This is a genomic window from Paraburkholderia sp. TE9906 (genome assembly GCF_056279605.1).
Genome location: NZ_JBWCCT010000005.1, coordinates 236,598 through 259,627 on the forward strand (window position 1 = coordinate 236,598; position 23,030 = coordinate 259,627).

The following is a 23,030-nucleotide window of genomic DNA, read 5'->3' on the forward strand; positions in this document are numbered from 1 at the left end:
CAACGTGAGCCAATCCGAGTCGACGCGCACGATGGCGCTCATGGCGCTTTACATCAGCAAGCGACCGGCCCGCCACTCGCCGGACTTCAGGAACTCCTCGATGAACCTGCCGGAATATCAATCGAACCTCGGGTTGAGCAAAACGGACCTCGTCGTCGCGCGGCCGGAGGGGCTCTATTGCGAGGCCGGCGATTTCTATATCGATCCGTGGCGGCCGGTCGAGCGCGCGGTGATCACGCATGCGCACTCCGATCACGCGCATTTCGGGCATCGGCATTACCTCGCTTCGCAAGCGGGGGCGAACGTGCTGCTGTCGCGTTTGCCCGGCATCTCGCTGCAGACGCTCGCGTATGGCGAGGCGCTCGCGATCGGCGGCGCGCGCGTGTCGCTGCATCCGGCCGGGCATGTGCTCGGCTCGTCGCAAGTACGAATCGAACACGCGGGGCGCGTGTGGGTCGCATCGGGCGATTACAAGCTCGACGCCGATCCGACCTGCGACGCGTTCGAACCCGTGCGTTGCGATACCTTCATCACCGAATCGACCTTCGGCTTGCCGATCTATCGATGGGACGCGCCGCAGACCGTGTTCGACGGCGTCGATTCATGGTGGCGTCACAATGCGTCCGAAGGACGCGCGTCGGTGCTGTTCTGCTATTCGTTCGGCAAGGCGCAGCGCGTGCTGGCGAGCGTCGATGCGGCAATCGGCCCGATCTTCTGCCATGGCGCGGTGGAACCGCTCAATCGCGCGTATCGCGCGGCCGGTGTGCGCTTGCCGCCGGTCGGCCTGGTCGGTGAGATACCCGCCAAAGACAAGGCGGTGTTCAGGCAGGCGTTGATCGTGGCGCCGCCTTCGGCGCAAGGCAGCGCGTGGCTCAAACGCTTCGGCGACTATAGCGACGCGTTCGCGTCGGGCTGGATGCGCCTGCGCGGCGCGCGCCGCAGACGCGGCGTCGATCGCGGTTTCGTGCTGTCGGATCATGCGGACTGGCCGAGCCTGCAAACGGCGATTCAAGCGAGCGGCGCGCCACGCGTGATCGTCACGCATGGTTCGGTCGAGCCGATGGTGCGATGGTTGCGCGAGCAGGGCCTCGAAGCGGGCGCGTTCGACACGCAATACGGCGACGACAGCGTCGAGGCCGACGCCGCGGGCGCTGACGAAACCGCTGCGGCGCGCAGCCCATGAAACGCTTCGCCGCCCTCTATACCGCGCTCGATGCCACCACGTCCACGCATGACAAACTCGAAGCGCTGACCAACTACTTCGCCGTGGCCGAACCGGAAGACGCCGCGTGGGCGTCGTATTTCCTCGCGGGCGGCAAGCCGCGTCAATCGGTACCCACGCGCCTTCTGAGCGAGATTGCCCGCGAGCGCGCCGGCTTGCCGCCATGGTTGTTCGAGGAGTCGTATCACGCGGTGGGCGACCTGGCGGAGACCATCGCGCATATCTTGCCGCCCGCGCAACGTACGTCGGAGCTGGGCCTCACGCAATGGATCGAGCAGCGCGTGCTGACCCTGCGGGGCGTCGCGCCGGAAGAGCTGCGCACGCGCTTGCTCTGCTATTGGGACGAACTCGATTGGGGCGGCCGCTTTTTGCTGACCAAACTGATCGGCGGCGGATTCCGGGTCGGCGTCGCACGGCAACTGGTGGTCAGGGCGCTTGCGGAAGTGGCGGGCGTCGATCACAAACGGATCGCGCAACGCATGGTCGGGTGGACCGATTCGCAGCAGAAACCCGACGCGGCGCGCTATCTGCGGCTGATCGCGCCGGAAGCGGGTAGTGGCGATCGGCACGACGCGCAATCCGGCGAGCCTGCACTCGCGCAGCGTGACAGCGATCTCGGCTTGCCGTATCCGTTCTTTCTCGCGCATCCGTTGCAGGCCGCTCCGGCGACACTCGGCGATCCATCGCGGTGGTTGATCGAATGGAAGTGGGACGGCATTCGCGCGCAACTCGTCAAACGCGGTGGGCGTGTCTGGTTGTGGTCGCGCGGCGAGGATCTGATCACCGATCGCTTTCCCGAAGTGGCGGCTTTGGGGGAAGCATTGCCGGACGGTTATGTGATCGACGGCGAAATTCTCGCGTGGGAGCCGGGCGCCATCGCGCCACTGCCGTTCGCGCGTCTGCAACCGCGCATCGCCCGCAAAACATTGACGAAAAAAATCCTCGCCGATTCACCCGCCACGTTGCTCGCTTACGATCTGCTCGAAGCGCAAGGCGAGGACTTGCGCATGACCCCGCTCGCCGACCGGCGTGCACGGCTCGATGCATTGGCCGCTACCGTCGACGGCACGCTCGCGCGCGATCTGTTGCGGGTGTCGCCGCTCGTCAGCGCGCCGGATTGGCAGACGCTCGCGGCGTTGCGTGAAGAGAGCCGCGCGCGCGGCGTTGAAGGGCTGATGGTGAAGGAGCGCGAGTCGATGTACGGCGTGGGCCGCACCAAGGCATCGGGCACATGGTGGAAATGGAAAATCGATCCCTATGCGGTGGATGCGGTGCTGGTTTATGCGCAACGCGGTCATGGCCGCCGTGCGAGTCTTTACACCGACTTCACGTTCGCGGTGTGGGACGAAGCGAATGGCGTGCGCACTCTCGTGCCATTCGCCAAGGCCTACTCGGGTCTCAACGACGAAGAGATGCGCAAGGTCGATGCCATTGTCCGTAAAACCACCATCAAAAAGTTCGGTCCGGTGCGTAGCGTGACGCCTACGCTCGTGTTTGAAATCGGCTTTGAAGGCATTCAGGCAAGTTCGCGCCACAAGTCCGGCGTGGCGGTACGTTTTCCACGCATGCTGCGCTGGCGTACCGATAAACAGATCGACGATGCCGATACGTTGAGCATGCTCAAAGGCTTCATCGACGATCGTGCGGGATAACCCGCTGAGCGCAAACCCCTAAAACGTTGCCGCTTTTTCGGCGCGCTTCCTCGCTTATTCTGTGTGTATGCCGACGCTGCCGCTGCGAGTGACAAGCGCGCAGCGATTTTTCGTCAAGGCTGCAGCGTCGCATTCAGCCGAATAAATCAAACGGCCGAAGAAGTGTCGTGTGATGCACGCGCCAAGGGCGGCATGCACGAGAGAAGTGCGCTGTATCGACGGCGCGCACGTGAGATCTCCGCGCGCTCGTGTCGGATGGGCCTGATCGAATTGTCAAGCGCTGCCAGGCATCATGAGCGATGACGGGCGCCAGGCCGCCTCCAGCGGCGCTTTGACGACAGCGCGACATCGATCGCGGCTCTCGCGTGGCAAGCGATGCGGTTTCTTCGCGCCGTGGGAGCGGATCTTGCGCTGGCGTTCCGACGTGCTCATCGGTGGCACACGAAAAAGCCAGGGAGAACAGGATGATGGTCGACGACAGAATGGACGAAAACGACGATGTCGTAGTGTGGCGGGCTATCCAGTATGCGATGGCCTCGCATCGTCGGGTGCTGGTGGTGGACGACTATCGTGAAGCGGCGGACGCATTGCAGATGCTGCTCACCACCGATGGATTCGAATGCCGTGCGCTCGACGATCCGTTTGCCGTCTGCGACATGGCCTGCGAGTGGCAACCGTTCGCCGTGGTGCTGGACATCAAGATGCCGGGGCTGGACGGGCTCGAATTGGCGCGTCGTCTGCGGGCTCATGCGGCGACGTCCCATATGCTGCTGATCGCCTGCACGGCTTTCGCTTCGAGGGATGACCGCGCGCGTGCCAGGGCCGCCGGTTTCGATGCGCACTGCGCCAAGCCGTTGACGCCCGAGCGCCTGTTGCGTGTGCTCGAATCGGCGGCCGCGTTGCATGTTGCCGGGCCGCCGTGACGCTTGCGGGGCAGTGGCACAAGTGCTTAATGCAGTAGACCCCGGCAGTGAACCCCGGCAGTGAAGCGCGGCAGTGAAGCGCGGCAGTGAAGCGCGGCAGTGAACCCGCCCCTTCAACGCCTCGCCTGATGTGCGTGAAGTCAACGGAATGGGCATACATGCCCGCTATTTTTTTCAACTCCCGCCTGCAACTTCCGAACCGGAAAGCTCCTTCCTCACACCATTCCCTACTTGTCTGCACAACCTGCCGATAGTCACCGTTGGATATAACGGGACCGGTGAATTAAACATCAGGCTTTCGTCCGCGAAAACCCGAAGCTTTCCCGGCCCGGCCACGTAACGCGCTCAATCCGGGGCGTACTTGAACTCCGGCAGCGCGGCGAGCGACTTCCTGGTCGCATCCGGTAAGACGACGCGGCGGTTATCGATTTGCAGATCGTTGAACGGCACGGCGACGAGGTGTTTGCCCATGCCGAGAAAACCGCCCACGGACAGGATCGCATACGTGCCGCGATCGCCACCGGGCGAGACGATCAGATCGTCGAGTGTGCCGATTGCGTCCTTGTTCCGGTTGTACACGTCAGCGCCGCTGAGCTTCGACGCACGATAACCGCTCGCGAGCTGAACCACGTCCGTGCGTTTTTCCGTGATCGCCTGAGGGGCGCCCTGTGCATATGCGTTGCCGTATGACCCCAGCGCGGCAAGAAGCAGGGCGGTTGCGATGGACGGTTTGACCGGCATGTTGCGCATGATGTTCTCCCTGTTGTGTCTGACACGGTGGCGCATACCCATTGCGAGTCCGGGGATCAGCGCACGAGTTCGGTCAGCTTTCAGCTTGCAGGCTGCAAGAGTTGTGCCGCGATCTTGACGATCATGCCGCCGCACCGTCACGACATGGGCATGGGTCGCCTCAGGTCCGGATTTTGCTAAACCAGCGGGCCGATTGTTCGACGGCAGACAGATCATGACCGGGCGCCGCTCGAGCGGAACCCCCTGCATGCCCGATCCACTGCCTACACTAGAAGACGCGCGCAAGCGCCCTTGCTTCCACAGGAACCCCTATGTCAACCCAGGCCAGCTACTCAACGCGCATCTCGGAAGGCACGCCTTTTCCGCTTGGCGCGACATGGAACGGAAGCGGCGTCAACTTCGCGCTGTTCTCGGCACACGCCACGCGAGTCGAATTGTGTCTGTTCGATGAAACCGGCGAGAACGAAATAGAACGCATCGAACTGCCGGAATACACCGACGAGGTCTGGCACGTGTTCGTGCCGAATCTCAAACCGGGTGCGGTCTACGGTTATCGCGTCCATGGTCCGTACGAGCCGGAAAACGGTCATCGTTTCAATCCGAACAAACTGCTGCTCGACCCGTACGCGAAAGCGCACATCGGCGAACTCAAATGGGCGCCTGAAATATTCGGCTATACGCTCGATTCGGAGGAGGGCGATCTGTCGTTCGATGAACGCGACAGCGCGCCCTTCGTGCCGAAATGCAAAGTGGTCGATGCCAATTTTTCGTGGAGCCATCCTGAGCGCAACGCGTTGCCGTGGGAGCGGGTGATTTTTTACGAAGCCCATGTACGCGGTTTGACGAAACGTCATCCGGAGGTGCCCGACAATCTGCGCGGCACCTTCGCGGGACTTGGGCAGCAGGTCGTGCTCGACTACATCCGCAACCTTGGCGTGACGTCGGTCGAATTGATGCCGATCCAGACTTTCGTCAACGACAGCTATCTGCTCGACAAAGGCCTCACCAACTACTGGGGCTACAACACGATCGGCTTCTTCGCGGCCGATCCGCGCTTCTTCGCGTCGTCGTCGGATTCGGTAGCCGAGTTCAAGGAGATGGTGGACCGCTTTCATCAGGCGGATCTCGAAGTCATTCTCGACGTCGTGTACAACCACACTGCCGAAGGCAACGAACGTGGTCCGACAATTTCGTTCAAGGGCATCGACAATGCCTCGTACTATCGGCTTATGCCTGACGAGCCGCGCTACTACATCAACGACACGGGTACGGGGAACACGCTGAACCTGTCGCATCCCCGCGTGCTGCAAATGGTGACCGACAGCCTGCGCTACTGGGTCACGGAAATGAAGGTCGACGGTTTCCGTTTCGACCTCGCGACGATTCTGGGCCGCGAGACGCACGGCTTCGACGAAGGCGGCGGTTTTCTCGACAGTTGCCGGCAGGACCCGGTGCTCTCCAGCGTGCGGCTGATTGCCGAGCCATGGGATTGCGGCCCGGGCGGCTATCAGGTGGGCGGTTTTCCGCCGGGCTGGGCCGAATGGAACGACCGCTTTCGCGACACGGTGCGTGAATACTGGAAGGGCGACGAAGGCAAGGTCGCCGATCTCGCCACGCGCCTGACCGCGTCGGGCGACAAGTTCAATCACCGCGGACGGCGTCCGTGGGCGAGCGTGAACTTCATCACCGCGCACGACGGCTTCACGCTGAACGACCTCGTCTCGTACAACGACAAGCATAACGAAGCCAACGGCGAGGACAACAACGACGGCCACTCCGACAACAAGTCCTGGAACATGGGCGTGGAAGGGCCGACCGACGACCCCGAGATTCGCCAGCAACGCGAGCGGCAAAAGCGCAATCTGCTGGCCACGCTGCTGCTGTCGCAAGGCACGCCGATGCTGCTCGCGGGCGACGAATTCGGCCGCACGCAGCGCGGTAACAACAATGCGTATTGCCAGGACAACGAGATCAGCTGGGTCGACTGGGAAGCGATCGACGACGACGGCCGCGCACTCACCGAGTTCGTCAGGAACCTCACCACGTTGCGTCACCGTCTGCCGGTATTGCGGCGCGGGCGCTTTCTGATCGGCGAATACAACGAAGCGCTGGACGTGACGGACGCACGCTGGCTCTCGCCCGACGGCACGGATATCTCGCCCGAACAATGGGACGATCCGTCGATGCGCTGCTTCGGGCTTGTGATCGACGGACGCGCGCAGGCGAGCGGCATTCGCCGCCTCGCGTCCGATGCGACCCTGCTGCTGGTGCTGAACGCGCATCACGACGTGGTGAATTTCACGCTCCCCGACGTGCCCGAGGGGGCGAACTGGACGTGCCTGCTCGACACCAATATGCCGGTGCGCGCCGAGTTGCCGCAGTTCAGCGCGGGCGACGCGTACCAGGTGACAGGGCGCTCGCTCCTGCTGTTCGCGCTCGAAGCGCCGAGCCGTGCGACGCAGCGCGTGTTCGACCGGCTTGAAGAGCAACTGACGTCAGATGAAGGCGAATCGCCTGCCAGTTCCTGATGACCTTTTACGAAGCGCCGGCTTCGAGCACGCGCTGCCGCAATAGCCCGGCGTAGCCAGGTATAGCCCGCTACTGCCAGGTATAGCGCTTGCTCGATCGCTGATGACTGCGCGCGAATTGCCACGGCGACGAGCGCGCGGCACAGCCGATGTCGGTCTTCGCGAGGTCTAACCAGGGGTGATCAAATGGAACACGAAACAACCGCTCAAGAGGAACAGATTCGCACGCGCGCCTACTATCTGTGGCAACAGGCTACGGACCCCAAGGGCACGCCCGACGAGTATTGGGCTCAGGCACGCGCCGAGATAGAGAAGGAAGCGCCGCCGATCGAAAGCGGGCCCATTGCCGAAGACCCCGCACGCTAAGGCATCTGACGGGCGGGACAGCGGGACGATGCGGCGCGTAAAACTGGACGTGGGGAGGTAAGCGGTAACAGCGCTACGTGCTCGCTTCAGGTATTGCGCGCAAGTCATGAAACACGAAACGACCGGCATTGAACCAGCCGACGAAGCGCCGAAGTGCAGTAGTGAATCGTCACGCCGATGCTCCCGCGCCCTGCACGCCGCGAAGCCATCGGCGTGCGTTTGAGAACTCCTGACCTTATCGACGATCCCACGCAACCGGACAGATCCGCGACATGAAGGACATACCCGACCCGCGCGGCGCAAGACCCGCCACGCGCATTCAGGCGCCGGCCGCCGCATTCGGCATCGACGGACTGGTCGCGCTCGGTGTCGGCGTCACCGTGGTCGCGTGCCTGTACTTCGCGAGCGCCGTGCTGATTCCGATCACGCTCGCGATTCTGCTCAGCTTTCTCGTGGCGCCTCTCGTCGATTCACTGGCCCGGTTGAAGCTCGGGCATGTCGCGTCCGTGTTTGCGGCCGTCGTCATGTCGGTGTCGGTCATCGCGATGCTCGCCGCCGTGATCGCCACGCAATTGACCGATCTGGCCGCCGGCATGCCGCGCTATCAGGCCACCATCGAACGCAAGATGGAAACGGTGCATAGCGTGACGATCGGCAAGCTGGACCGTATCGCCGGCGCGGCCGGTCAGGCTTTGCAGCGCGCGACCGTCGAGCCGCCGCAGGCCGCTGCGCCGCGCGGCGCGGTGGCCGCCTCCGGCGCTCATGCACCGGCCGCCGTGCCCGTCGAAGTGCGTGAGCCGGTGCCGACCCCATTCGAACTCGCACGGCGCGTGCTGTCGCCGGCCATCAGTCCGCTCGAAACCGCGTTCATCGTATTCGTCGTGATGGTGGTCATCCTGCTGCAACGCGATGATCTGCGCGATCGCGCGATCCGTCTGTTCGGCTCGCGCGACCTGCACCGCACGACCACGGTAATGGACGAGGCCGCGCGGCGCCTGAGCCGGTACTTCGTGTCGCAACTCGGGCTGAACGCGGGCGTGGGCCTCGTGATCGGCAGCGGGCTGTTTCTGATCGGCGTGCCGAGTCCGATTCTGTGGGGCATTCTCGCTGCGTTGTTGCGGCTCGTGCCGTACGTCGGCATCTGGATTTCGGCCACGCTCGCGACCGCACTCGCCGCCGCCGTGAGTCCTGGCTGGGCGATGGCAATCTGGTCGCTGGCGTTGTTCGTCACGGTGGAGTTGCTGGTGGGGCAGGTGGTCGAGCCGCTGCTCTACGGACGCAGCACGGGACTCTCGCCGTTTTCGGTGGTGGTGGCGGCGATTTTCTGGAGCTGGATCTGGGGGCCAATAGGGCTGATCCTGTCGACGCCGTTGACCTTGTGTCTGCTCGTGCTCGGCCGGCATGTCCGGCGCCTGGAGTTTCTCGACGTATTGCTCGGCGACCAGCCGGCGCTCACGCCCGTCGAAAACTTCTACCAACGGGCGCTGGCCGGCGACCCGGACGAAGCGGTCGAGCAAGCCGAGGCGTTGTTGCGCGACTGCTCGTTGTCGTCGTATTACGACGACGTGGCGATCAAGGGCCTGCAGCTCGCGGCGAACGACGTGATGCGCGGCAGCGTCACAGCACCGCAATTGGCGCGGATCGAAGCGACGATCAACGATCTGGTCGACGGTCTGGACGGCTACGAGGACCGCGAGCCGGTGCCGCTCGCGGTGGAGGACAACTGGAGCGCGGTGGGGCCGATGGCGCCCTCGGATATGGAGGCGCAGCCGAAGCTCGAACTGCAGCGCACGCTTGCCCCGGTGGGGACGGCGCGAACGATGCCGGACAGCGGCGCCGCGAACGAGCCTCCCGCGGCATTTCACGCCGTCAATAGCCGCGTCTTATGCATTCCCGGACGCGGGCCGCTCGATTCGCTGGCAACGACGATCCTGTTGCAGTTGCTGGGCAAGCATGGGTTTGCGGCCCGCTCGCTGCCGCACGAGGCCGCATCGCGTGCGTCGATCGACACGCTCGACGCGGACGATGTGGGGATCGTCTGCATTTTCTATTTGCAGATCGATGGCATTCCTTCGCATTTGCGCTATCTGGTCAGGCGCATTCGCGCGCGCTTGCCGAAGGCGTCGATCGTGGTCGGCTTGTGGGCGGCAGAGGACACGGAGAAGTGGAGCGCCGATCTGCAGAGCGCGATAGGCGCGGCGAGTTATGCGACATCGTTGCAGGAAGTGCTGGCGGCTTGCCGGCGGATCGATGCGGCGAAGGTGGTGGAAGAGGAGGTGGTGATGGCAGACGGTTGACGGCCTGGTGCGCTCGCCGCGCCCGGCCTGGACATGGGTAAATCAAACCGCACATGCATAAGCGCAAAAAAATGCCCGCCGACGCAAGGGCGGCGGGCAGTGACGACGCGCTACGTCGAGTCCGACGCGCAACGCTTCAATGGCGCGCTGGTTTGCCACCCGACGACTTGTCCTTCGCAGCCGCCTCCTTGTCGGGAACGATCCTGGTGGTGCCGCCGGTGGACGGCGGATCGCTGGCGGGAAAGCTGTCCTCGACCTCCTTGTCGATCTGCTTTTCGCTCTTGTCGGCGTGCGGGTGCTTTTCCTTATGTGCTGTCATAGCGGCTTCTCCTTCAGGTAATCAATCCGATGCCGCAAGTGGCGCGGCATCGCGGTCATCGACGCGCGACCGGTGCTCCGCCGCGATCATCGCGAGCGCTGCGTCACGCGACAGCTCCTGCCCCATCGCGTCGATCAAACGCGCGGTGAGCGCTTCACGTTCGCACGCGAGCACGGCGGCCAGCTTGCCGTCTTTCAGATACAACGCGACGAATTGCTGATGCTCCAGTTCGCCATCGACGAGGATTTCATCCCACTCGTTCGCATGGCCAAGATATTCGAAGCGCTTGCCGTAGTGATAGGTCCAGAAATAGGGCACGCCGGTATAGCGCTTGCGCGCGCCGCACATGTTCCTGGCGGCGATCCGCGCATGCTGTTGCGCGACGCGCCAGTGTTCGACACGCAACGGCTCCTGATTCTCGTGCAACGAAAAGACCGCGATATCGCCTGCCGCATAGAGACCCGGCGCGGCCTGCATGCCCGCGTTGACGATCACGCCGCCATCCTTCTGCAACGGCAAGCCTTCGACAAAGCCGGTGGCTGGTGAGACGCCTGTCCCCAGCAACACCACGTCGGCGGCGACGTGCTCGCCGCTTTCGAGCATCACCTGATGCACATTGCCTTCATCGCCTTCGAGCGACACGACCTTCGCGTCCAGATGAAACACCACGCCATTGTTTTCGTGCAATGCGCGGAACATCGCGCCCGCGCGCTCGCCGAACTGTTTCGCGAACGGCACCTTGTCGGGCGAAATCACGGTGACTTGCGTGCCGCGCTTGCGCAGCGCGGACGCCGTCTCGAGGCCGATGAAACTACTGCCGAGGATCGCCACCTGGGTGGGTTGCGCGTCGTCGCCGAGCGCGTCGATCAATGCGGCGGCGTCGTCGAGATTGCGCAGCACGTGCACGCCGCCCAGTTCACAACCGGGAATCGCAGGCAGCGTCGGTACGCTGCCGGTGGCGAGCAATGCGGTGTCGTAGGCGAGCGATCCGCCGGTTTCGAAGTGGATCATGCGCCCCGGCACGTCGAGCCGCGCAACCCTGGCGACGATCCGTTCGATGCCGTGCTGCTCCAGCCAGTCGGGTGCGAGAAGCGGCGGTACATCGGCGGGCGCCATCTCGGAAGAAGGTACGAACTTGCTCAGCACGGTGCGATCGTAGGGCGCATGCGACTCGTCGCCGATCAGCGTAATGCGGCCGTCGAAGCCGCATTCGCGCAATGCAGCGCACGCTGCGGCTCCCGCCGCCCCCGCGCCGATCACGACGTAATGCGGCTCGCGCGCGGCGGCGCGCCGTACCGGTTGCGAGAGTTTGTGCGGCGTGACCATCACGTCGTCGCCGCTCACCGCGACCGGATAACGATCGAGCGCGACGAGCGCGGGCGGTTCGAGCAAGCTGCCGGTGGCCGCGTCGAAGCTCGCCTTGTGCCACGGACAGATGATCCGCCCGTTGCAAAGCGCGCCTTCTTCGAGCGGGCCGCCCGCGTGCGGGCAATCGGCGGCGTACGCGTGAACCGTGTCGCCGTCGCGCACCAGCAGGATGGCCTCGCCATCCACCACGACGCGCTCGGCGTGGTCCGCGCGCAATTGCGATAACTGGGCGACATGGCGGGCAGTCGTGGACATGGTCGGTCTCTCGCGCAACGGGTTGGGCCCACGTGCTGGCATCGAGTGTCTGCATGCGGGGCGAAGGTGGGCGAGTTGCCCCGCCGTGCCGCAATAGACCCTCGAATGCGTGGGATGCATGCGGTTCAGCAATCCATGTGCCTGCGGGGCGCTCATGCAACGACGCCGGCTGCGCCTTCAACACGCTTTGGAAGAACCGTGGAAGTGCTGTAAATTCCAGACAAGGGGACATAGCGCTCGAGCACGTGCGCGGTCCAGCGCGTGCAAAACCGCCTGTACGACGCGCATGGGCATGATGTTTTCTGACTGTTTTCAAATTTTCATGGAGATCGTGCCGTGCAGCGTGTGGAACGTGTTGCAGTCGATTTCCCGATGCCGTCACGCAATTTCGCGGCGACGCGGCGCATGCTGCTGATCGTGCTAGCCGTTTCGATTGTGTTTCCGCTTGCCTGCCTCGTGGGTTACGGCTACTTCGACTACCAGCGCCGCGTTGCCGATTCGAACGATATGATCGACCGGCTCGCGCGCGTGACCGAAGAGCAGGCCGTCAAGGTGATGGACCTGAACCGGCAGATGGCTTCGCGTGTCGTCGAATTGCTGGGCAGCGCGGACGACGCGCAGATCCGTGCGCGCGAAGCCGAATTGCACGAACGCCTGCGCGAAGTCGGCAGCGACTTTCCGCAGGTGTCGTCGATCTATCTGCTCGGCGCGCAGGGCGACCTGCTGGTGTCGAGCCTCGCGTATCCGGCGCCGGCGATGTCGATCAGTCAGCGCGAAGACTTCATGGCCGCGAGAGCGATGCGTCCGCAGCCGTATTTCTCGATGCCGATGTTCGGTCCGTTGTCGAAGACTAATGTGTTCACCACGATGATCGGCCGCTCGGGCGCGGACGGGCAGTTCATCGGCGCGGTGTCGGTGGCGCTGCGCAACGAGTACTTCTCGCGCTTCTATCGCGAACTGACCGAGGGCGATCCGTCGCTCGTGCTGGCTCTGTATCGCCAGGACGGCAGTCTGCTGGTGCGCTATCCACCGTGGCCGGCGGGCGCGAAGCCGACCTCGCGCAGCGCGTTCACCGCGGCGCTGCGCGACAAGCAGCTGTTCGGACACGTCCGTTTGACTTCGACCGTGGATGGCGTCGAGCGGCTGCTCGCGTTTCGCCGCGTGGGCGACTATCCGCTCTATGTGGTGAGCGCTTATGCAACCTCGTCGATCGCGAGCGCCTGGCGCCGGCATTTCGCGCTGATCGCAGCGCTGACGGCCGTGCCTTGCCTCGCGATCTGGCTGCTGGTGTTCCATTCGCTGCGGCAACTCGCCGGCGAGCGCCGCGCGTGGGAACGTTGGCAAGGCGAAGTGGCGATGCGCCTGTCCGCCGAGGCGTCGAGCCGTCAACTGCAACGCATGGGTGCGCTCGGCAATCTGGTCGCCAACGTCGCGCACGACTTCAACAACCTGCTGATGGTGGTCTCCGCGAACACGGAGCTTGCGCGGCTCAAACACTACAACAACCTCGAAAAAGAGGTGCTCGCGGTGGAGCGCGCCACCACCACCGCCGAAGCGCTGACGCGGCGCCTGCTGAGCGTCGCGCGCAAGCAGCCGCTCAAACAGGAGGCGGTCGACCTCGCGCGCTGGCTGCCTGCCGCTGCGCCGCTGATCGACGCGGCGCTCGGCGACACCGTCGAGTTCGCGCTGAAGATGGTCGATAACGTGTGGCCGGTGCTGGCCGATCCGACCGACCTCGAATTCGCGATCGTGAACCTGGCCGTCAACGCGCGAGATGCGATGCCGCGCGGCGGCCGCTTCGTGATTCGTTGCCAGAACAACCGGCTGGTCGGCAGCGATACCTTGCTGCCCGATGGCGAATACGTGCTGATCGCCTGTTCCGACGACGGCGAGGGCATGCCCGAAGCCGTCGTGCGCCGCGCATTCGAGCCGCTTTTCACCACCAAGCTGCACGGTTCGGGCACCGGGCTCGGTCTCGCGCAGGTGCTCTCGATGTGCGAGCAGGCGGGCGGCACCGCGAAGATCGACAGCGTGCCGGGCAGCGGCACCACGGTCCGGCTTTATCTGCCGCGTCATCGCGAGCGCAAGGCGACGGCGGACGAGCTGCTGCAGCAGCCGGCGCAGACGCCGTCCGGCGTCGTGTTGCTGGTGGAAGACAACGAAGACGTGGCGGCCGGCGTGACGGCGGTGCTGGAGACCTTCGGCTGCGAGGTGCGCCATGAGCCGACCGCCGACCAGGCGCTCGATGTGCTGAGCGGCGGTGCGCGCTTCGAACTCGTGCTCTCCGATATCCAGATGCCGGGCAAACTGAACGGCATCGATCTCGCGGAAAAAGTCCGCAGCGCGTGGCCGTCGCAGAAGATCGCGCTGATGACCGGCTACGCCGACGAACTCGAACGCGCACGCCGCCTTGGCGTGGCGATTCTCGCCAAGCCGTTCAATATCGACGAACTGCACGCGCTGGTGGCTTGCGAACCGTAAGCCCCCGCGCGCGCCGCGCCGCTCGCGGCAGGTTCGAAACGACTCATGACTTGCGGCATAGCCCTTGCTGAAAAGCAGGCGAGGTCTGCGTATCCGGTTGGCGCAACCGGCGCGGCCCACTTACTTTCCGCACAGGAGAACAGTCATGAAGATCAGACACGCACTGCTCGTTTCGACGATGCTCGCCGCTTCCTCTCTCGCGATGGCCCAGGCAGGCGGCGGTGGCGGCGGCCCGGCGGGCAACGACCCGAGCGGCGGCACTACGGCAGGCACCACGCGCGAGGGCGGCGACACGCAGGCGCCCGGCAGCACCACGCATTCGAAGAAGCATCAGATGAAGCATTCGAAGACCACCAAACCGGCGACCGACTCGACCAACATGCCGGGCGCGAATGCCAGCAGTGACACGAAGGGGCAGTAAAACCGGCGGCGCGGCGAAGACGCTTACCTGTGGCACGACGCTCGGTTGCGGCTGATCGTTGCTCGTGGTGCGAGGCGTTCTTCGCCTTTGCTCGTTGCTTGCGGGGTGCCGGGTCTGACGGACCACTCGTTGCCGCACCGCTGCGACATGTATCGACGGGTCGACGGGTATAGCGCTTGCTGAAATCGATCGCATGCACGGCGTCGAGCGCAGCCTTCAAAGCCTCCGATGGGATCGTGCGTTCATCCCTCAGGAGCTTTTCCATGACACTCGGCGACACCATCAAAGGTATGGTCGGGCTGGACCCCACGGGCCACGCCGATCCCGACATGAAAGCAGTGCTCGACGCGCTCAAGGGCCTGAAGCCGAAACCGATCGAAGAGTGTTCGGTCGATGAAGCAAGACAGCAGCCCACGCCCGCCGACGCCGTCCGCAAACTGATGAGCGATCCTACGTATAGCGCGAGGCCGCCGCTGGAACTGGAGGCGGTGCGCACGACGGACATCGAGATTCCCGGCGCGCCCGGCACGAATCCGGCGCGCGTGTATACGCCGCAAGGCGAGGGACCGTTTCCGGTGATCCTCTATTTTCACGGCGGCGGCTGGGTGATCGGCGATCTCGATACCTACGACGCCACGCCGCGCGCGATGGCCGCGCAAAGCAAGGCCATCGTCGTGTCCGCGCATTATCGCCAGGCGCCCGAGCACCGCTTGCCGGCCGCGCATGACGATGCGTTCGCCGCGTGGCGCTGGCTGGTCGGCAACGCGGCGAGTCTCGGCGGCGAGCCGGACAGGATCGCGGTGATGGGCGAGAGCGCGGGCGGCAATCTGGCGATCAACGTGTCGATCCGCGCGCGCGAAGCGGGCACGCGCATGCCGCTTCATCAGGCGCTGATCTATCCGGTGGCGAGCAACAACATCGTGTCGATCTCCTACGAGGAGAATCGCAACGCGAGGCCGCTGAACAAGCCGATGATGCTGTGGTTCGTGCATAACGTGATCAACAGCGAGGGCGATCTGACGAGTCCGCTGATCGATGTGGTCAGCGCCAATCTGTCGGGCCTGCCGCCGACGGCGATCGTGACCGCGGGCATCGATCCGCTGCGCTCCGATGGCGAGAAGCTCGCGCAGAAACTGCACAGCGCGGGCGTGGCGGTCGAGCACCGCAACTATCGCGGCGCGACGCATGAGTTCTTCGGCATGGCGGCGGTGGTGCAGGCGGCGCGCGACGCGCAGGCGTTCGTGTCACTGATGCAGCGACAAGCGTTTGGTGGGGCGCCGATCTAGAAGCACGGAGTTCCGGCTTTCACGCGGCGAGTCGCGAGCGCCACGAATTGCCAGAGATCGCATTCGATCGCTTCGGTTGGCGGTTCACCCGGTGTTCACTCACCCATCAGATGCAGCACGACATCACGATGCTGCGTCTGCCGGCGATGTTCGAACAGATATAACCCTTGCCATGTGCCGAGCACCATGCGCCCATGCTCGACCGGCACCGACAACTGCACCTGGGTGAGCGCCGTGCGCAGATGGGCCGGCATGTCGTCGAGGCCTTCGGCGTCGTGTTCGTAACGCTCGGCATCCTCGGGCGCGAGGCTCGCGAAATAGCGTTCCAGATCGCGCTGCACCGAGGGGTCGGCATTCTCCTGAATCAGCAGCGACGCTGACGTATGGCGGCAAAACAGCGTCAGCAGGCCGGTGTCGATGCCCGTGCCGGAGACAAAGCGGCGCGCTTCGTCGGTGAACTCGGTGAGACCGCACGTGCGGGCCTTGATGCTCAGATGATGGATTGCCTGTCGCATGATGGGTAATCGAGGGGGTTCGTGTGGCGGCGCGAAGCGCTTGAGGCGCTCCGGCTTCGATGCGGGGAAGCGGCGCGTGAATCAGAAGATACGTGAATCAGAAAAGCGGACGCGAACTCAAACTCGATCGACCATCACGCGTTGCCCGCAGCTTCAGATCGACGTCAAGGCATGCTCGATTTCCGCGGCGCCGGTTGGCCGAACCACGCGCGCGACTTCAGCGCCGTCACGCATGACCACCAGCGTCGGCCACAGCTTGACCTTGAACGAGCGGCCGAGCGGCCGTCCGGGACCATCTTCGATTTTCAGATGCCGGAGGCCGGCATGCGGCGCCAGCGCCTTGACGATCGACGGCTGTGCTCCCTGGCAGTAACCGCACCAGTCGGTGCCGAATTCGACGACGGTGACGCCCGGCAGCGCGTTGAGTTCGGCGCGCGAAAGGGCTTTGGATGAATAGGCTGTCTGGGTTGCCATGCGTGCTCCGATGCTGTTCAGGCCGTTCAGTGCAGGGACTTTGCCCGGCGCCGCGGTCCCCGCGCGGGGATTCGCCAAGAGTAGCAGCAATGCCTCGGATCGTCATCGACGCCGGCTTGCCGCGCACGCGCCGCGACGGCCTGCGCGCTCGCGCGGTTTTCACGCCAATTCACATGCGTGGCGCGTTGACGTGTTAAACATCTTCCCTGCGCCGTCACGAGGCGGCGAGTCATCGCGTTTGGAAAGGGAAATGGGAGCAAGGATCTATCTGCAACATCCGGCCACGGACGACACCGTCGCGGTGGCGACCGGCTTCAGTTGGGGCGCGTGTCTGCTGGGTTTCATCTGGGCGTTGTCGAAGAAGATGTGGTTTGCCGCCTTCGTCATGCTGGGGGTCAGTCTGATCCTGTTCGGCATGGGCCTGTGGGGCGAAACGGCCGACCTGATCGGACTCGTGCTGTCGATTCTGTTCGGCGTCGCCTGTGGCGCTTATGGGAATCGGTGGCATCGCTGGACGCTTGAGAAGCGCGGCTACGTCGTGCTCTGAGGCGGCGAAGGGGCGATGACTTCGCGTTGCGCAGCGGATCGTCGAAAGGATTTCAATCGGATTACCTAAGGGAGGTTCTTCATGCACTTTGCATTTTCAGCCGCCGTAAGCAGGTCGATCGGAAACGCGAGGCGGTTTCGCCGGGACGCGCTGTGCATGGCACTGGCGGCGTCGCTCGCCGTCGCGCCGCTCGCGTGCGGTGCGCAGTCCACCGCTGCGCCCGCGGCCGGCGCACCTGACACACCGGCCATAGCGAAGGCCCCGGGCACCTCGGCCGCGCCATCGACACCCGCCGCCGCACCCGCCGCCGACGACACCTTCCTGCTCACCATCTTCCTGCGCCACGACGAATCCAAACCGCTGCCGAAGATCAACGACCAGCTTCGCGCGCAAGGCTTCTTCAAGACCTTTCCGCCGCCCGGCATCGAAGTCGTGTCGTGGTACGTGATGATGGGCATCGGCCAGGTGGTCACGCTGCGCGTGCCCGCGAGCCGGCTGCGCGAAGTCAACCGCGCGATCGAGTCGACCGCGTGGGGTGGCTATCACACCGAGTTTTATCCGACCTACGACTACAAGACGCAAGCGCAGCAAATGCGCGCAACCGACGGCAAGTAGCGGCGAGCGTGCATTCAGTTGGTCGTCAACGCGCCGCCATCGTTCTAACGACGCGGTGCAACATGCATGTGGGACGGCGCGGCGCGGGTTTACGCGCCCGCGAGCTAGGTCGATAATGCCCCGGTCGTTCCGGCCCCGAACTTACGGCGCACGTTGTGCCGACCCGGCTCGCTCCATCTGACCCACCGCCCTCGTGTTGAAAACTTCGCGTTTTTTCGACCTGCTGCGTATCCCTGGCTTCAAGCCGCTGGCCGCCGCCACCCTCATGCTCGGTGTGGCGATGTCGTTCACCGCTCCGTATCTATCGCTGTTCGGCGTCGAGCGCGCCGGCATGACACCGTTCAGGCTCGGCGTCTTTATGACGCTGATCGCCGCGAGCGGGGTGCTCGCCAGCACGCTCGCCGGCCGTTGGACCGATAAGAGCGGACAGCATCGGCCCTTGCTGCTGGCGGCGCTGGTGGCCGCTGCGCTCGGCTATCTGTGTCTGTGCGTCGTGCGCGATTACCGGCTGCTGCTGCTGGTCGGCATCGTCTTCATCGGCGCGGGCGGCTCGGCCATCTCGATGGTGTTCGCGTTCAGCCGTGCGGCGCTGCCGGTGCCGGACCCCGGCGAGCGCGTGTTCGCGAGCGCGACGTTGCGGACCATCCTGTCGGCGGCGTGGGTGTTCGGGCCGTCGGTGGGCGCATTGGTGCTCGCGGCCACCAGTTTCTACGGACTGTTCCTGTTCGCGGCCGCGAGCTTCGCGACCTGCGCGTTCATCGTCTGGCGGATGCGCGAGCCGCAAGGTCATCTGGGCGATCACACGGTGGAGGACACCGCGTCCGAGCCGTCGGCGTCGATCACGGTGCCGCCGCTGACCGCGCCGGGCGAAGACGCGCACGAAGACCTGCCCGGCGTCGCGTCGGCCAACGACATCAGCCGCGCGGTCGCCGCGCTCACGCTGCTCGGCCTCGCCGCGAACGCGACGATGATCGTGCTGCCGCTCTACATCGTGCATGGCTTGAACGGCTCGCATCTGGACGTATCGGTGATGCTCGGCCTCGGCGCGCTGATGGAAATTCCGATGATGCTCGCGCTCGGCGCGAAGTCGTCGGCGCTGCACAAGCCGAACTGGCTGGCCGCGTGCGCGGCGGTGCATGCGGTGTACTTCGTCGGGATGTCGCTGGCGGGCAACGTCAACGTGCTGATCCCGATGCAGATGCTCAATGCGTTCGTGGTCGCCGTCACCTCGTGTCTCGGCATGACCTACGTGCAGGATCTGATGCCGCACTCGCCCGGGCGCGCCACCGCGCTGTTCTTCAACGCGGCGCGGGTCGGCTCGATTCTGTCGGGCGTGTTGTCGGGCCTGCTGGTGCAGGCGTTCAGCTATCGCGGCACGTTCCTGTTCTGCGGCTTGCTGGCGCTGTGCGCGCTGGTGCTGTTCGCGGTGCCCGGGTATCGTTATCCGTTGATGTGGCGTGCGGTGAAGCGCTTCGCGCGCGAGCAGTATGCGAAGCGGCGGGCGAAGCGGCGGCAACAGGTGACGGGGCGTGGCGAGTGAGGCGAAGCTCGCGAACGCGACGCGGCACACAGGCAGCCGCATGCGTGTCCGGCGCGCATATATACGTGCATAACACACACGCCAGGAACTTTACGTTACGCCACGCCTCTGCAAAGAGGCGTATCGTCTTTTGACGCGCGCGGCGACACGCGCTGCGCAGGCAGGAATGAACCGGACGGCTACGGTGTGTCCGGCATTCGTGTATCGACGCGGCTAAAGTGGTCTGCGTGGGCCACGCGATGCTGCCTGCCTCGCCGCTGAAAGGGCGACTGCCGAATTAGCGACCGAATTCACCGTTGAGTTCATCACCGGGGCACAACGAAGCAACGACGAAGTAGCAACCAGCGCCACCGCCGGCATAACACCGGCGCAACACCCGCATCGCCGCAACACGCCGAACCCCCATCGGGCAGCGCAACGAGCCACCTTCCGGAGCGAGATATGCAGCTAGGCATGATTGGATTAGGGCGCATGGGCGCCGACATGGTGCGACGCCTGACCAAAGGTGGTCAGCAATGCATCGCCTACGATGTGCAGTCCGCGGCGGTGGACCGGCTGAAACAGGAAGGCGTGGCGGGCGCGGCGACGCTGCAGGACCTCGTCGCGCAACTCGAGAAGCCGCGCGCCGTATGGCTGATGGTGCCGGCCGCCGTCGTCGACGCGACGCTCGAAAAACTCGTGCCCTTGCTGGAACCCGGCGACGTCGTGATCGACGGCGGCAACTCCTACTATCACGACGACATCCGCCGCGCCAACGAACTCGGCGCACGCCAGCTTCACTATGTGGACGTCGGCACGAGCGGCGGCGTCGCGGGCCGCGAGCGTGGCTACTGCCTGATGATCGGCGGCGAGCCAGAGGTCGTGAAGCGGCTCGAACCGATTTTCGCGACGCTCGCGCCGGGCGCCGCCGCGGCGCCGCCCACGCCGGGCCGCACCGCGACGAGCGGGAGCACCGCCGACCAGGGCTTCCTGCATTGCGGAGCGCAAGGCGCGGGGCACTTCGTGAAGATGGTCCACAACGGCATCGAATACGGAATCATGGCCGCCTATGCCGAAGGCCTGAACATTCTGCGCCACGCCGACGCCGGCAAGCACGCGCGCGAAGCCGACGCGGAAACCTCGCCGCTGCGCCGTCCCGAGCTGTACCAATACGATCTGAATCTCGCCGAGGTCACCGAAGTCTGGCGGCGCGGCAGCGTGATCGGTTCGTGGCTGCTCGACCTGATCGCGGGATCGCTCGTCACGGACGCCGATCTGCAGAACTACACCGGCCGCGTTTCCGATTCGGGTGAGGGCCGTTGGACGGTGGCGGCCGCGATCGACGAAGGCGTGCCCACGCCGGTGCTGAGCGCGGCGTTGTTCGCGCGCTTCAGTTCGCGCGGCGAAGCGGACTTCGCGAACCGCGTGCTATCGGCAATGCGGCATGATTTCGGCGGCCACGTCGAAAAAACGGCCGAGCCGGGCAGTGCGCCAAAGGGCTGAGCGAGCCGCCCACCGAAGAGCTCACTGCAACCCTCCACGAAGCGCGCCCACTTTCAGCCAAGGACCCTGCGATGCAAGCCACTGCCTCCACGCCGCACGACGTCGTGTTTCTGTTCGACTGCGACAACACCCTGCTCGACAACGATCACGTGCTGGCGGATTTACGCGCCCACATGACCCAGTCGTTCGGCGCGGAGAACAGCACGCGCTACTGGGAGATTTTCGAGACCTTGCGCGCGGAGCTCGGCTATGCCGACTACCTGGGTGCGCTGCAGCGTTACCGGCTGGAGCATCCGCGCGACACACGGCTGCTGTTGATGTCGTCGTTCCTGATCGAGTATCCGTTTGCGAACCGGCTGTATCCGGGCGCACTGGATGCGTTGCGGCATCTGGGCACGCGCGGGCCCACGGTGATTCTCTCCGACGGCGACGTGGTGTTCCAGCCGCGCAAGATTGCGCGTTCGGGCTTGTGGGACGAAGTCGAGGGACGCGTGCTGATTTACATCCACAAGGAGTTGATGCTCGATCAGGTGATGGAGTGCTACCCGGCGCGCCACTACGTGATGGTCGACGACAAGCTGCGAATTCTCACGGCCATGAAGAAGGCCTGGGGCGGAAAGCTGACGACGGTCTTTCCACGCCAGGGGCACTATGCTTTCGATCCAAAGGAAATTGCAAGCAATCCGCCCGCGGATGTGAGCATCGAGCGGATTGGCGAGCTGGCCGATTTCGACGTCGATGCGTTGATGGGCGAGAAGGGGTAGGCGGTTGGGCGGAGCGCGAGCGCCGCCATCAGGAATCCGGACCTGCTTACGGCGCGCACGCGGACAAAGACCCAAACCGACACGCGCACGCGCAGAACCCGGCGCGTCAGGCGCCCAACTCTTTCAACCGGGCCTGCGCATCGCCGGCTCCCATGCGCGCGGCTGCGTCGCTGGCCTTCACGCCGTTGACATCCTGAGCATTCGGATTCGCGCCGTGCGCAATCAGCAAGTCCACGATCGCGGTGCGATTGAACATCGCGGCCACCATCAACGCGGTGCGGCCGTCCGGCGATGCGCCTTCGACGTCCGCGCCGTGCGCGAGCAACGTCTCGATCACCTTGTCGAAACCCTTGAACGCGGCACCGGCGATCGGCGTCTGGCCGTTATCGTTGCGCAGATCCGGATCGGCGCCGCGTTCGAGCAGCGCGCGCACCGCATCCACGTGACCGTGGTAGCTCGCGAGCATCACGAGACTGTCGCCCTTGTCGTTACGCAGATTGGGCGGCACGCCTTTTTCGAGCACGGCGGCGAGCATCGATGCATCGCCGCGCCGCGCGAGGTCGAACACCTCCTGGGCGAGTGCGAGCAGTTCGGGATCGATCTGCGCTCGGGAAGGCGGGGTGGTATCGGCGGGGTCCGTCAATGAAATCTCCTTGCTATCGACGAGGGCGGCGCCGCGGCGCCAGGACAGCAATCAGAATACACATTTTGTCCCGCGGATGCCCGCGCGGCGGTGCGCTAGCCGGCGCCGAACAGTTTGACGAGGAGGCCGAAAAGGCCGATCAGGACGGTCAGGCCCGCGCACAGCAGCACGATCGTCAGGACAAGGGTCACGAATACTTTGGCGGAGCCGGGTTTGGACATGGCGGTCGTTATAGTCGGAGGCGAGGCAAGCGCGGCGCGTCAGACGCGTGCCGCCGCTGCGCACTCGGTTCGGGTGGTGTCGAACGAACGCGCCAGTTCAGCCAGCGCGCCGGGTTCGATCGGGACGTGTTCGGAGTCTAGCGCAAGACGGCCTTCGCGCATCGATCCACGGCAGCCCGCGACACATTGCGCGAAAACGTCGAACGATGACGCGCGCCGTCTGTCACACCCGCGTGACGAATGCGGGCGACACTCGGGAAATCGCGGTGAAATGTCGGCTGAGGGCGCTGCACCGATCGGTCCGCGCCGCTTGTGCCACGCCGCTTGTGCCGCGCGCATGACGCAGCAGCCTCGCTGGCGA

The 23,030-nt window shown here is 64.7% G+C and carries 21 protein-coding genes; 14 read left to right on the plus strand and 7 right to left on the minus strand.

Annotated features, from left to right (window positions below):
- Positions 1 to 100: 100 nt before the first annotated feature.
- The 3 genes from ACZ9H4_RS15140 (at position 101) to ACZ9H4_RS15150 (ending at position 3,797) form a co-directional block, all read left to right on the plus strand.
- Positions 101 to 1,183 carry a ligase-associated DNA damage response exonuclease gene (locus ACZ9H4_RS15140; protein ID WP_476119413.1) on the plus strand — a complete coding sequence of 361 codons (1,083 nt, stop codon included), beginning with the start codon at positions 101 to 103 and terminating at the stop codon, positions 1,181 to 1,183.
- Positions 1,180 to 2,874, plus strand: a complete 1,695-nt coding sequence (locus ACZ9H4_RS15145; protein WP_476119415.1) for an ATP-dependent DNA ligase — start codon at positions 1,180 to 1,182, stop codon at positions 2,872 to 2,874. Before ACZ9H4_RS15140 ends, ACZ9H4_RS15145 begins: the two co-directional genes overlap by 4 nt.
- 464 nt (positions 2,875 to 3,338) lie before the next feature.
- A complete protein-coding gene (locus ACZ9H4_RS15150) occupies positions 3,339 to 3,797 on the plus strand; it encodes a response regulator (protein ID WP_408148122.1) in 459 nt (152 codons plus the stop codon).
- A gap of 345 nt (positions 3,798 to 4,142) precedes the next feature.
- Here ACZ9H4_RS15150 and ACZ9H4_RS15155 read toward each other — a convergent pair whose 3' ends face one another.
- The gene (locus ACZ9H4_RS15155) at positions 4,143 to 4,547 is read right to left on the minus strand and encodes a PRC-barrel domain-containing protein (RefSeq protein WP_408148120.1); all 405 of its coding nucleotides are present in this window, start codon (positions 4,545 to 4,547) and stop codon (positions 4,143 to 4,145) included.
- A gap of 311 nt (positions 4,548 to 4,858) precedes the next feature.
- Between ACZ9H4_RS15155 and glgX the strand changes: the two genes are divergently transcribed.
- The 3 genes from glgX to ACZ9H4_RS15170 all read left to right on the plus strand — a co-directional run bounded on the left by glgX (position 4,859) and on the right by ACZ9H4_RS15170 (position 9,738).
- Positions 4,859 to 7,075 carry a glycogen debranching protein GlgX gene (gene glgX / locus ACZ9H4_RS15160; RefSeq protein WP_476119418.1) on the plus strand — a complete coding sequence of 739 codons (2,217 nt, stop codon included), beginning with the start codon at positions 4,859 to 4,861 and terminating at the stop codon, positions 7,073 to 7,075.
- A gap of 186 nt (positions 7,076 to 7,261) precedes the next feature.
- Entirely contained in the window at positions 7,262 to 7,441 is a 180-nt protein-coding gene (locus ACZ9H4_RS15165) for a DUF2934 domain-containing protein (RefSeq protein WP_476119420.1), read from the plus strand.
- A gap of 272 nt (positions 7,442 to 7,713) precedes the next feature.
- Entirely contained in the window at positions 7,714 to 9,738 is a 2,025-nt protein-coding gene (locus ACZ9H4_RS15170; RefSeq protein ID WP_476119422.1) for an AI-2E family transporter, read from the plus strand.
- 136 nt (positions 9,739 to 9,874) lie between these two features.
- Here ACZ9H4_RS15170 and ACZ9H4_RS15175 read toward each other — a convergent pair whose 3' ends face one another.
- Entirely contained in the window at positions 9,875 to 10,057 is a 183-nt protein-coding gene (locus ACZ9H4_RS15175; RefSeq protein WP_476119424.1) for a hypothetical protein, read from the minus strand.
- A gap of 21 nt (positions 10,058 to 10,078) precedes the next feature.
- Complete coding sequence (locus tag ACZ9H4_RS15180; protein WP_476119426.1) at positions 10,079 to 11,680, minus strand: FAD-dependent oxidoreductase; 1,602 nt, start codon at positions 11,678 to 11,680, stop codon at positions 10,079 to 10,081.
- Positions 11,681 to 12,016: 336 nt separating this feature from the next.
- On the opposite strand from ACZ9H4_RS15180, the gene ACZ9H4_RS15185 reads away from it, so the two are divergent.
- The 3 genes from ACZ9H4_RS15185 to ACZ9H4_RS15195 all read left to right on the plus strand — a co-directional run bounded on the left by ACZ9H4_RS15185 (position 12,017) and on the right by ACZ9H4_RS15195 (position 15,868).
- Positions 12,017 to 14,161, plus strand: a complete 2,145-nt coding sequence (locus tag ACZ9H4_RS15185; RefSeq protein ID WP_408153303.1) for a hybrid sensor histidine kinase/response regulator — start codon at positions 12,017 to 12,019, stop codon at positions 14,159 to 14,161.
- 145 nt (positions 14,162 to 14,306) lie between these two features.
- Complete coding sequence (locus tag ACZ9H4_RS15190; RefSeq protein WP_408148106.1) at positions 14,307 to 14,582, plus strand: hypothetical protein; 276 nt, start codon at positions 14,307 to 14,309, stop codon at positions 14,580 to 14,582.
- A gap of 263 nt (positions 14,583 to 14,845) precedes the next feature.
- Positions 14,846 to 15,868 (plus strand): alpha/beta hydrolase, encoded by a 1,023-nt coding sequence (locus ACZ9H4_RS15195; RefSeq protein ID WP_476119429.1) that lies wholly within the window; start codon positions 14,846 to 14,848, stop codon positions 15,866 to 15,868.
- A 95-nt stretch (positions 15,869 to 15,963) separates the two neighbouring features.
- On the opposite strand, the gene ACZ9H4_RS15200 is transcribed toward ACZ9H4_RS15195, so the two are convergent.
- Both ACZ9H4_RS15200 and ACZ9H4_RS15205 read right to left on the minus strand, forming a co-directional pair.
- Positions 15,964 to 16,383, minus strand: a complete 420-nt coding sequence (locus ACZ9H4_RS15200) for a secondary thiamine-phosphate synthase enzyme YjbQ (RefSeq protein WP_476119431.1) — start codon at positions 16,381 to 16,383, stop codon at positions 15,964 to 15,966.
- A gap of 153 nt (positions 16,384 to 16,536) precedes the next feature.
- A complete protein-coding gene (locus ACZ9H4_RS15205; protein WP_476119433.1) occupies positions 16,537 to 16,857 on the minus strand; it encodes a thioredoxin family protein in 321 nt (106 codons plus the stop codon).
- Positions 16,858 to 17,107: 250 nt separating this feature from the next.
- On the opposite strand from ACZ9H4_RS15205, the gene ACZ9H4_RS15210 reads away from it, so the two are divergent.
- From ACZ9H4_RS15210 to ACZ9H4_RS15230, 5 genes are all read left to right on the plus strand, one after another.
- Positions 17,108 to 17,404 carry a DUF2628 domain-containing protein gene (locus ACZ9H4_RS15210; protein WP_408148098.1) on the plus strand — a complete coding sequence of 99 codons (297 nt, stop codon included), beginning with the start codon at positions 17,108 to 17,110 and terminating at the stop codon, positions 17,402 to 17,404.
- 156 nt (positions 17,405 to 17,560) lie between these two features.
- The gene (locus ACZ9H4_RS15215) at positions 17,561 to 18,019 is read left to right on the plus strand and encodes a hypothetical protein (RefSeq protein WP_408148096.1); all 459 of its coding nucleotides are present in this window, start codon (positions 17,561 to 17,563) and stop codon (positions 18,017 to 18,019) included.
- A gap of 193 nt (positions 18,020 to 18,212) precedes the next feature.
- On the plus strand, positions 18,213 to 19,559 hold the full coding sequence (locus ACZ9H4_RS15220) for a sugar efflux transporter (RefSeq protein ID WP_408148094.1): 1,347 nt from the start codon (positions 18,213 to 18,215) through the stop codon (positions 19,557 to 19,559).
- 441 nt (positions 19,560 to 20,000) lie between these two features.
- Positions 20,001 to 21,041, plus strand: coding sequence for a phosphogluconate dehydrogenase (NAD(+)-dependent, decarboxylating) (gene gnd, locus ACZ9H4_RS15225; RefSeq protein ID WP_408153307.1), 1,041 nt, complete (start codon positions 20,001 to 20,003; stop codon positions 21,039 to 21,041).
- A gap of 71 nt (positions 21,042 to 21,112) precedes the next feature.
- A complete protein-coding gene (locus tag ACZ9H4_RS15230) occupies positions 21,113 to 21,805 on the plus strand; it encodes an HAD family hydrolase (RefSeq protein ID WP_408153308.1) in 693 nt (230 codons plus the stop codon).
- Between the two features lie 106 nt (positions 21,806 to 21,911).
- Here the strand turns inward: ACZ9H4_RS15230 and ACZ9H4_RS15235 are convergent, their stop codons facing one another.
- On the minus strand, positions 21,912 to 22,448 hold the full coding sequence (locus ACZ9H4_RS15235) for an ankyrin repeat domain-containing protein (protein ID WP_408153309.1): 537 nt from the start codon (positions 22,446 to 22,448) through the stop codon (positions 21,912 to 21,914).
- A 95-nt stretch (positions 22,449 to 22,543) separates the two neighbouring features.
- Positions 22,544 to 22,669 carry a hypothetical protein gene (locus ACZ9H4_RS15240; RefSeq protein WP_408148087.1) on the minus strand — a complete coding sequence of 42 codons (126 nt, stop codon included), beginning with the start codon at positions 22,667 to 22,669 and terminating at the stop codon, positions 22,544 to 22,546.
- Positions 22,670 to 23,030: the final 361 nt, after the last annotated feature.

What these genes read in the sequence shown, in the direction of transcription:
- ACZ9H4_RS15140 (WP_476119413.1), top strand. Translation starts at nt 101, where the DNA reads ATGAACCTGCCGGAATATCAATCGAACCTCGGGTTGAGCAAAACGGAC.
- ACZ9H4_RS15145 (WP_476119415.1), top strand. Translation starts at nt 1,180, where the DNA reads ATGAAACGCTTCGCCGCCCTCTATACCGCGCTCGATGCCACCACGTCC.
- ACZ9H4_RS15150 (WP_408148122.1), top strand. Translation starts at nt 3,339, where the DNA reads ATGATGGTCGACGACAGAATGGACGAAAACGACGATGTCGTAGTGTGG.
- ACZ9H4_RS15155 (WP_408148120.1), bottom strand. Translation starts at nt 4,547, where the DNA reads ATGCGCAACATGCCGGTCAAACCGTCCATCGCAACCGCCCTGCTTCTT.
- glgX (WP_476119418.1), top strand. Translation starts at nt 4,859, where the DNA reads ATGTCAACCCAGGCCAGCTACTCAACGCGCATCTCGGAAGGCACGCCT.
- ACZ9H4_RS15165 (WP_476119420.1), top strand. Translation starts at nt 7,262, where the DNA reads ATGGAACACGAAACAACCGCTCAAGAGGAACAGATTCGCACGCGCGCC.
- ACZ9H4_RS15170 (WP_476119422.1), top strand. Translation starts at nt 7,714, where the DNA reads ATGAAGGACATACCCGACCCGCGCGGCGCAAGACCCGCCACGCGCATT.
- ACZ9H4_RS15175 (WP_476119424.1), bottom strand. Translation starts at nt 10,057, where the DNA reads ATGACAGCACATAAGGAAAAGCACCCGCACGCCGACAAGAGCGAAAAG.
- ACZ9H4_RS15180 (WP_476119426.1), bottom strand. Translation starts at nt 11,680, where the DNA reads ATGTCCACGACTGCCCGCCATGTCGCCCAGTTATCGCAATTGCGCGCG.
- ACZ9H4_RS15190 (WP_408148106.1), top strand. Translation starts at nt 14,307, where the DNA reads ATGAAGATCAGACACGCACTGCTCGTTTCGACGATGCTCGCCGCTTCC.
- ACZ9H4_RS15195 (WP_476119429.1), top strand. Translation starts at nt 14,846, where the DNA reads ATGACACTCGGCGACACCATCAAAGGTATGGTCGGGCTGGACCCCACG.
- ACZ9H4_RS15200 (WP_476119431.1), bottom strand. Translation starts at nt 16,383, where the DNA reads ATGCGACAGGCAATCCATCATCTGAGCATCAAGGCCCGCACGTGCGGT.
- ACZ9H4_RS15205 (WP_476119433.1), bottom strand. Translation starts at nt 16,857, where the DNA reads ATGGCAACCCAGACAGCCTATTCATCCAAAGCCCTTTCGCGCGCCGAA.
- ACZ9H4_RS15210 (WP_408148098.1), top strand. Translation starts at nt 17,108, where the DNA reads ATGGGAGCAAGGATCTATCTGCAACATCCGGCCACGGACGACACCGTC.
- ACZ9H4_RS15215 (WP_408148096.1), top strand. Translation starts at nt 17,561, where the DNA reads ATGGCACTGGCGGCGTCGCTCGCCGTCGCGCCGCTCGCGTGCGGTGCG.
- gnd (WP_408153307.1), top strand. Translation starts at nt 20,001, where the DNA reads ATGCAGCTAGGCATGATTGGATTAGGGCGCATGGGCGCCGACATGGTG.
- ACZ9H4_RS15230 (WP_408153308.1), top strand. Translation starts at nt 21,113, where the DNA reads ATGCAAGCCACTGCCTCCACGCCGCACGACGTCGTGTTTCTGTTCGAC.
- ACZ9H4_RS15240 (WP_408148087.1), bottom strand. Translation starts at nt 22,669, where the DNA reads ATGTCCAAACCCGGCTCCGCCAAAGTATTCGTGACCCTTGTCCTGACG.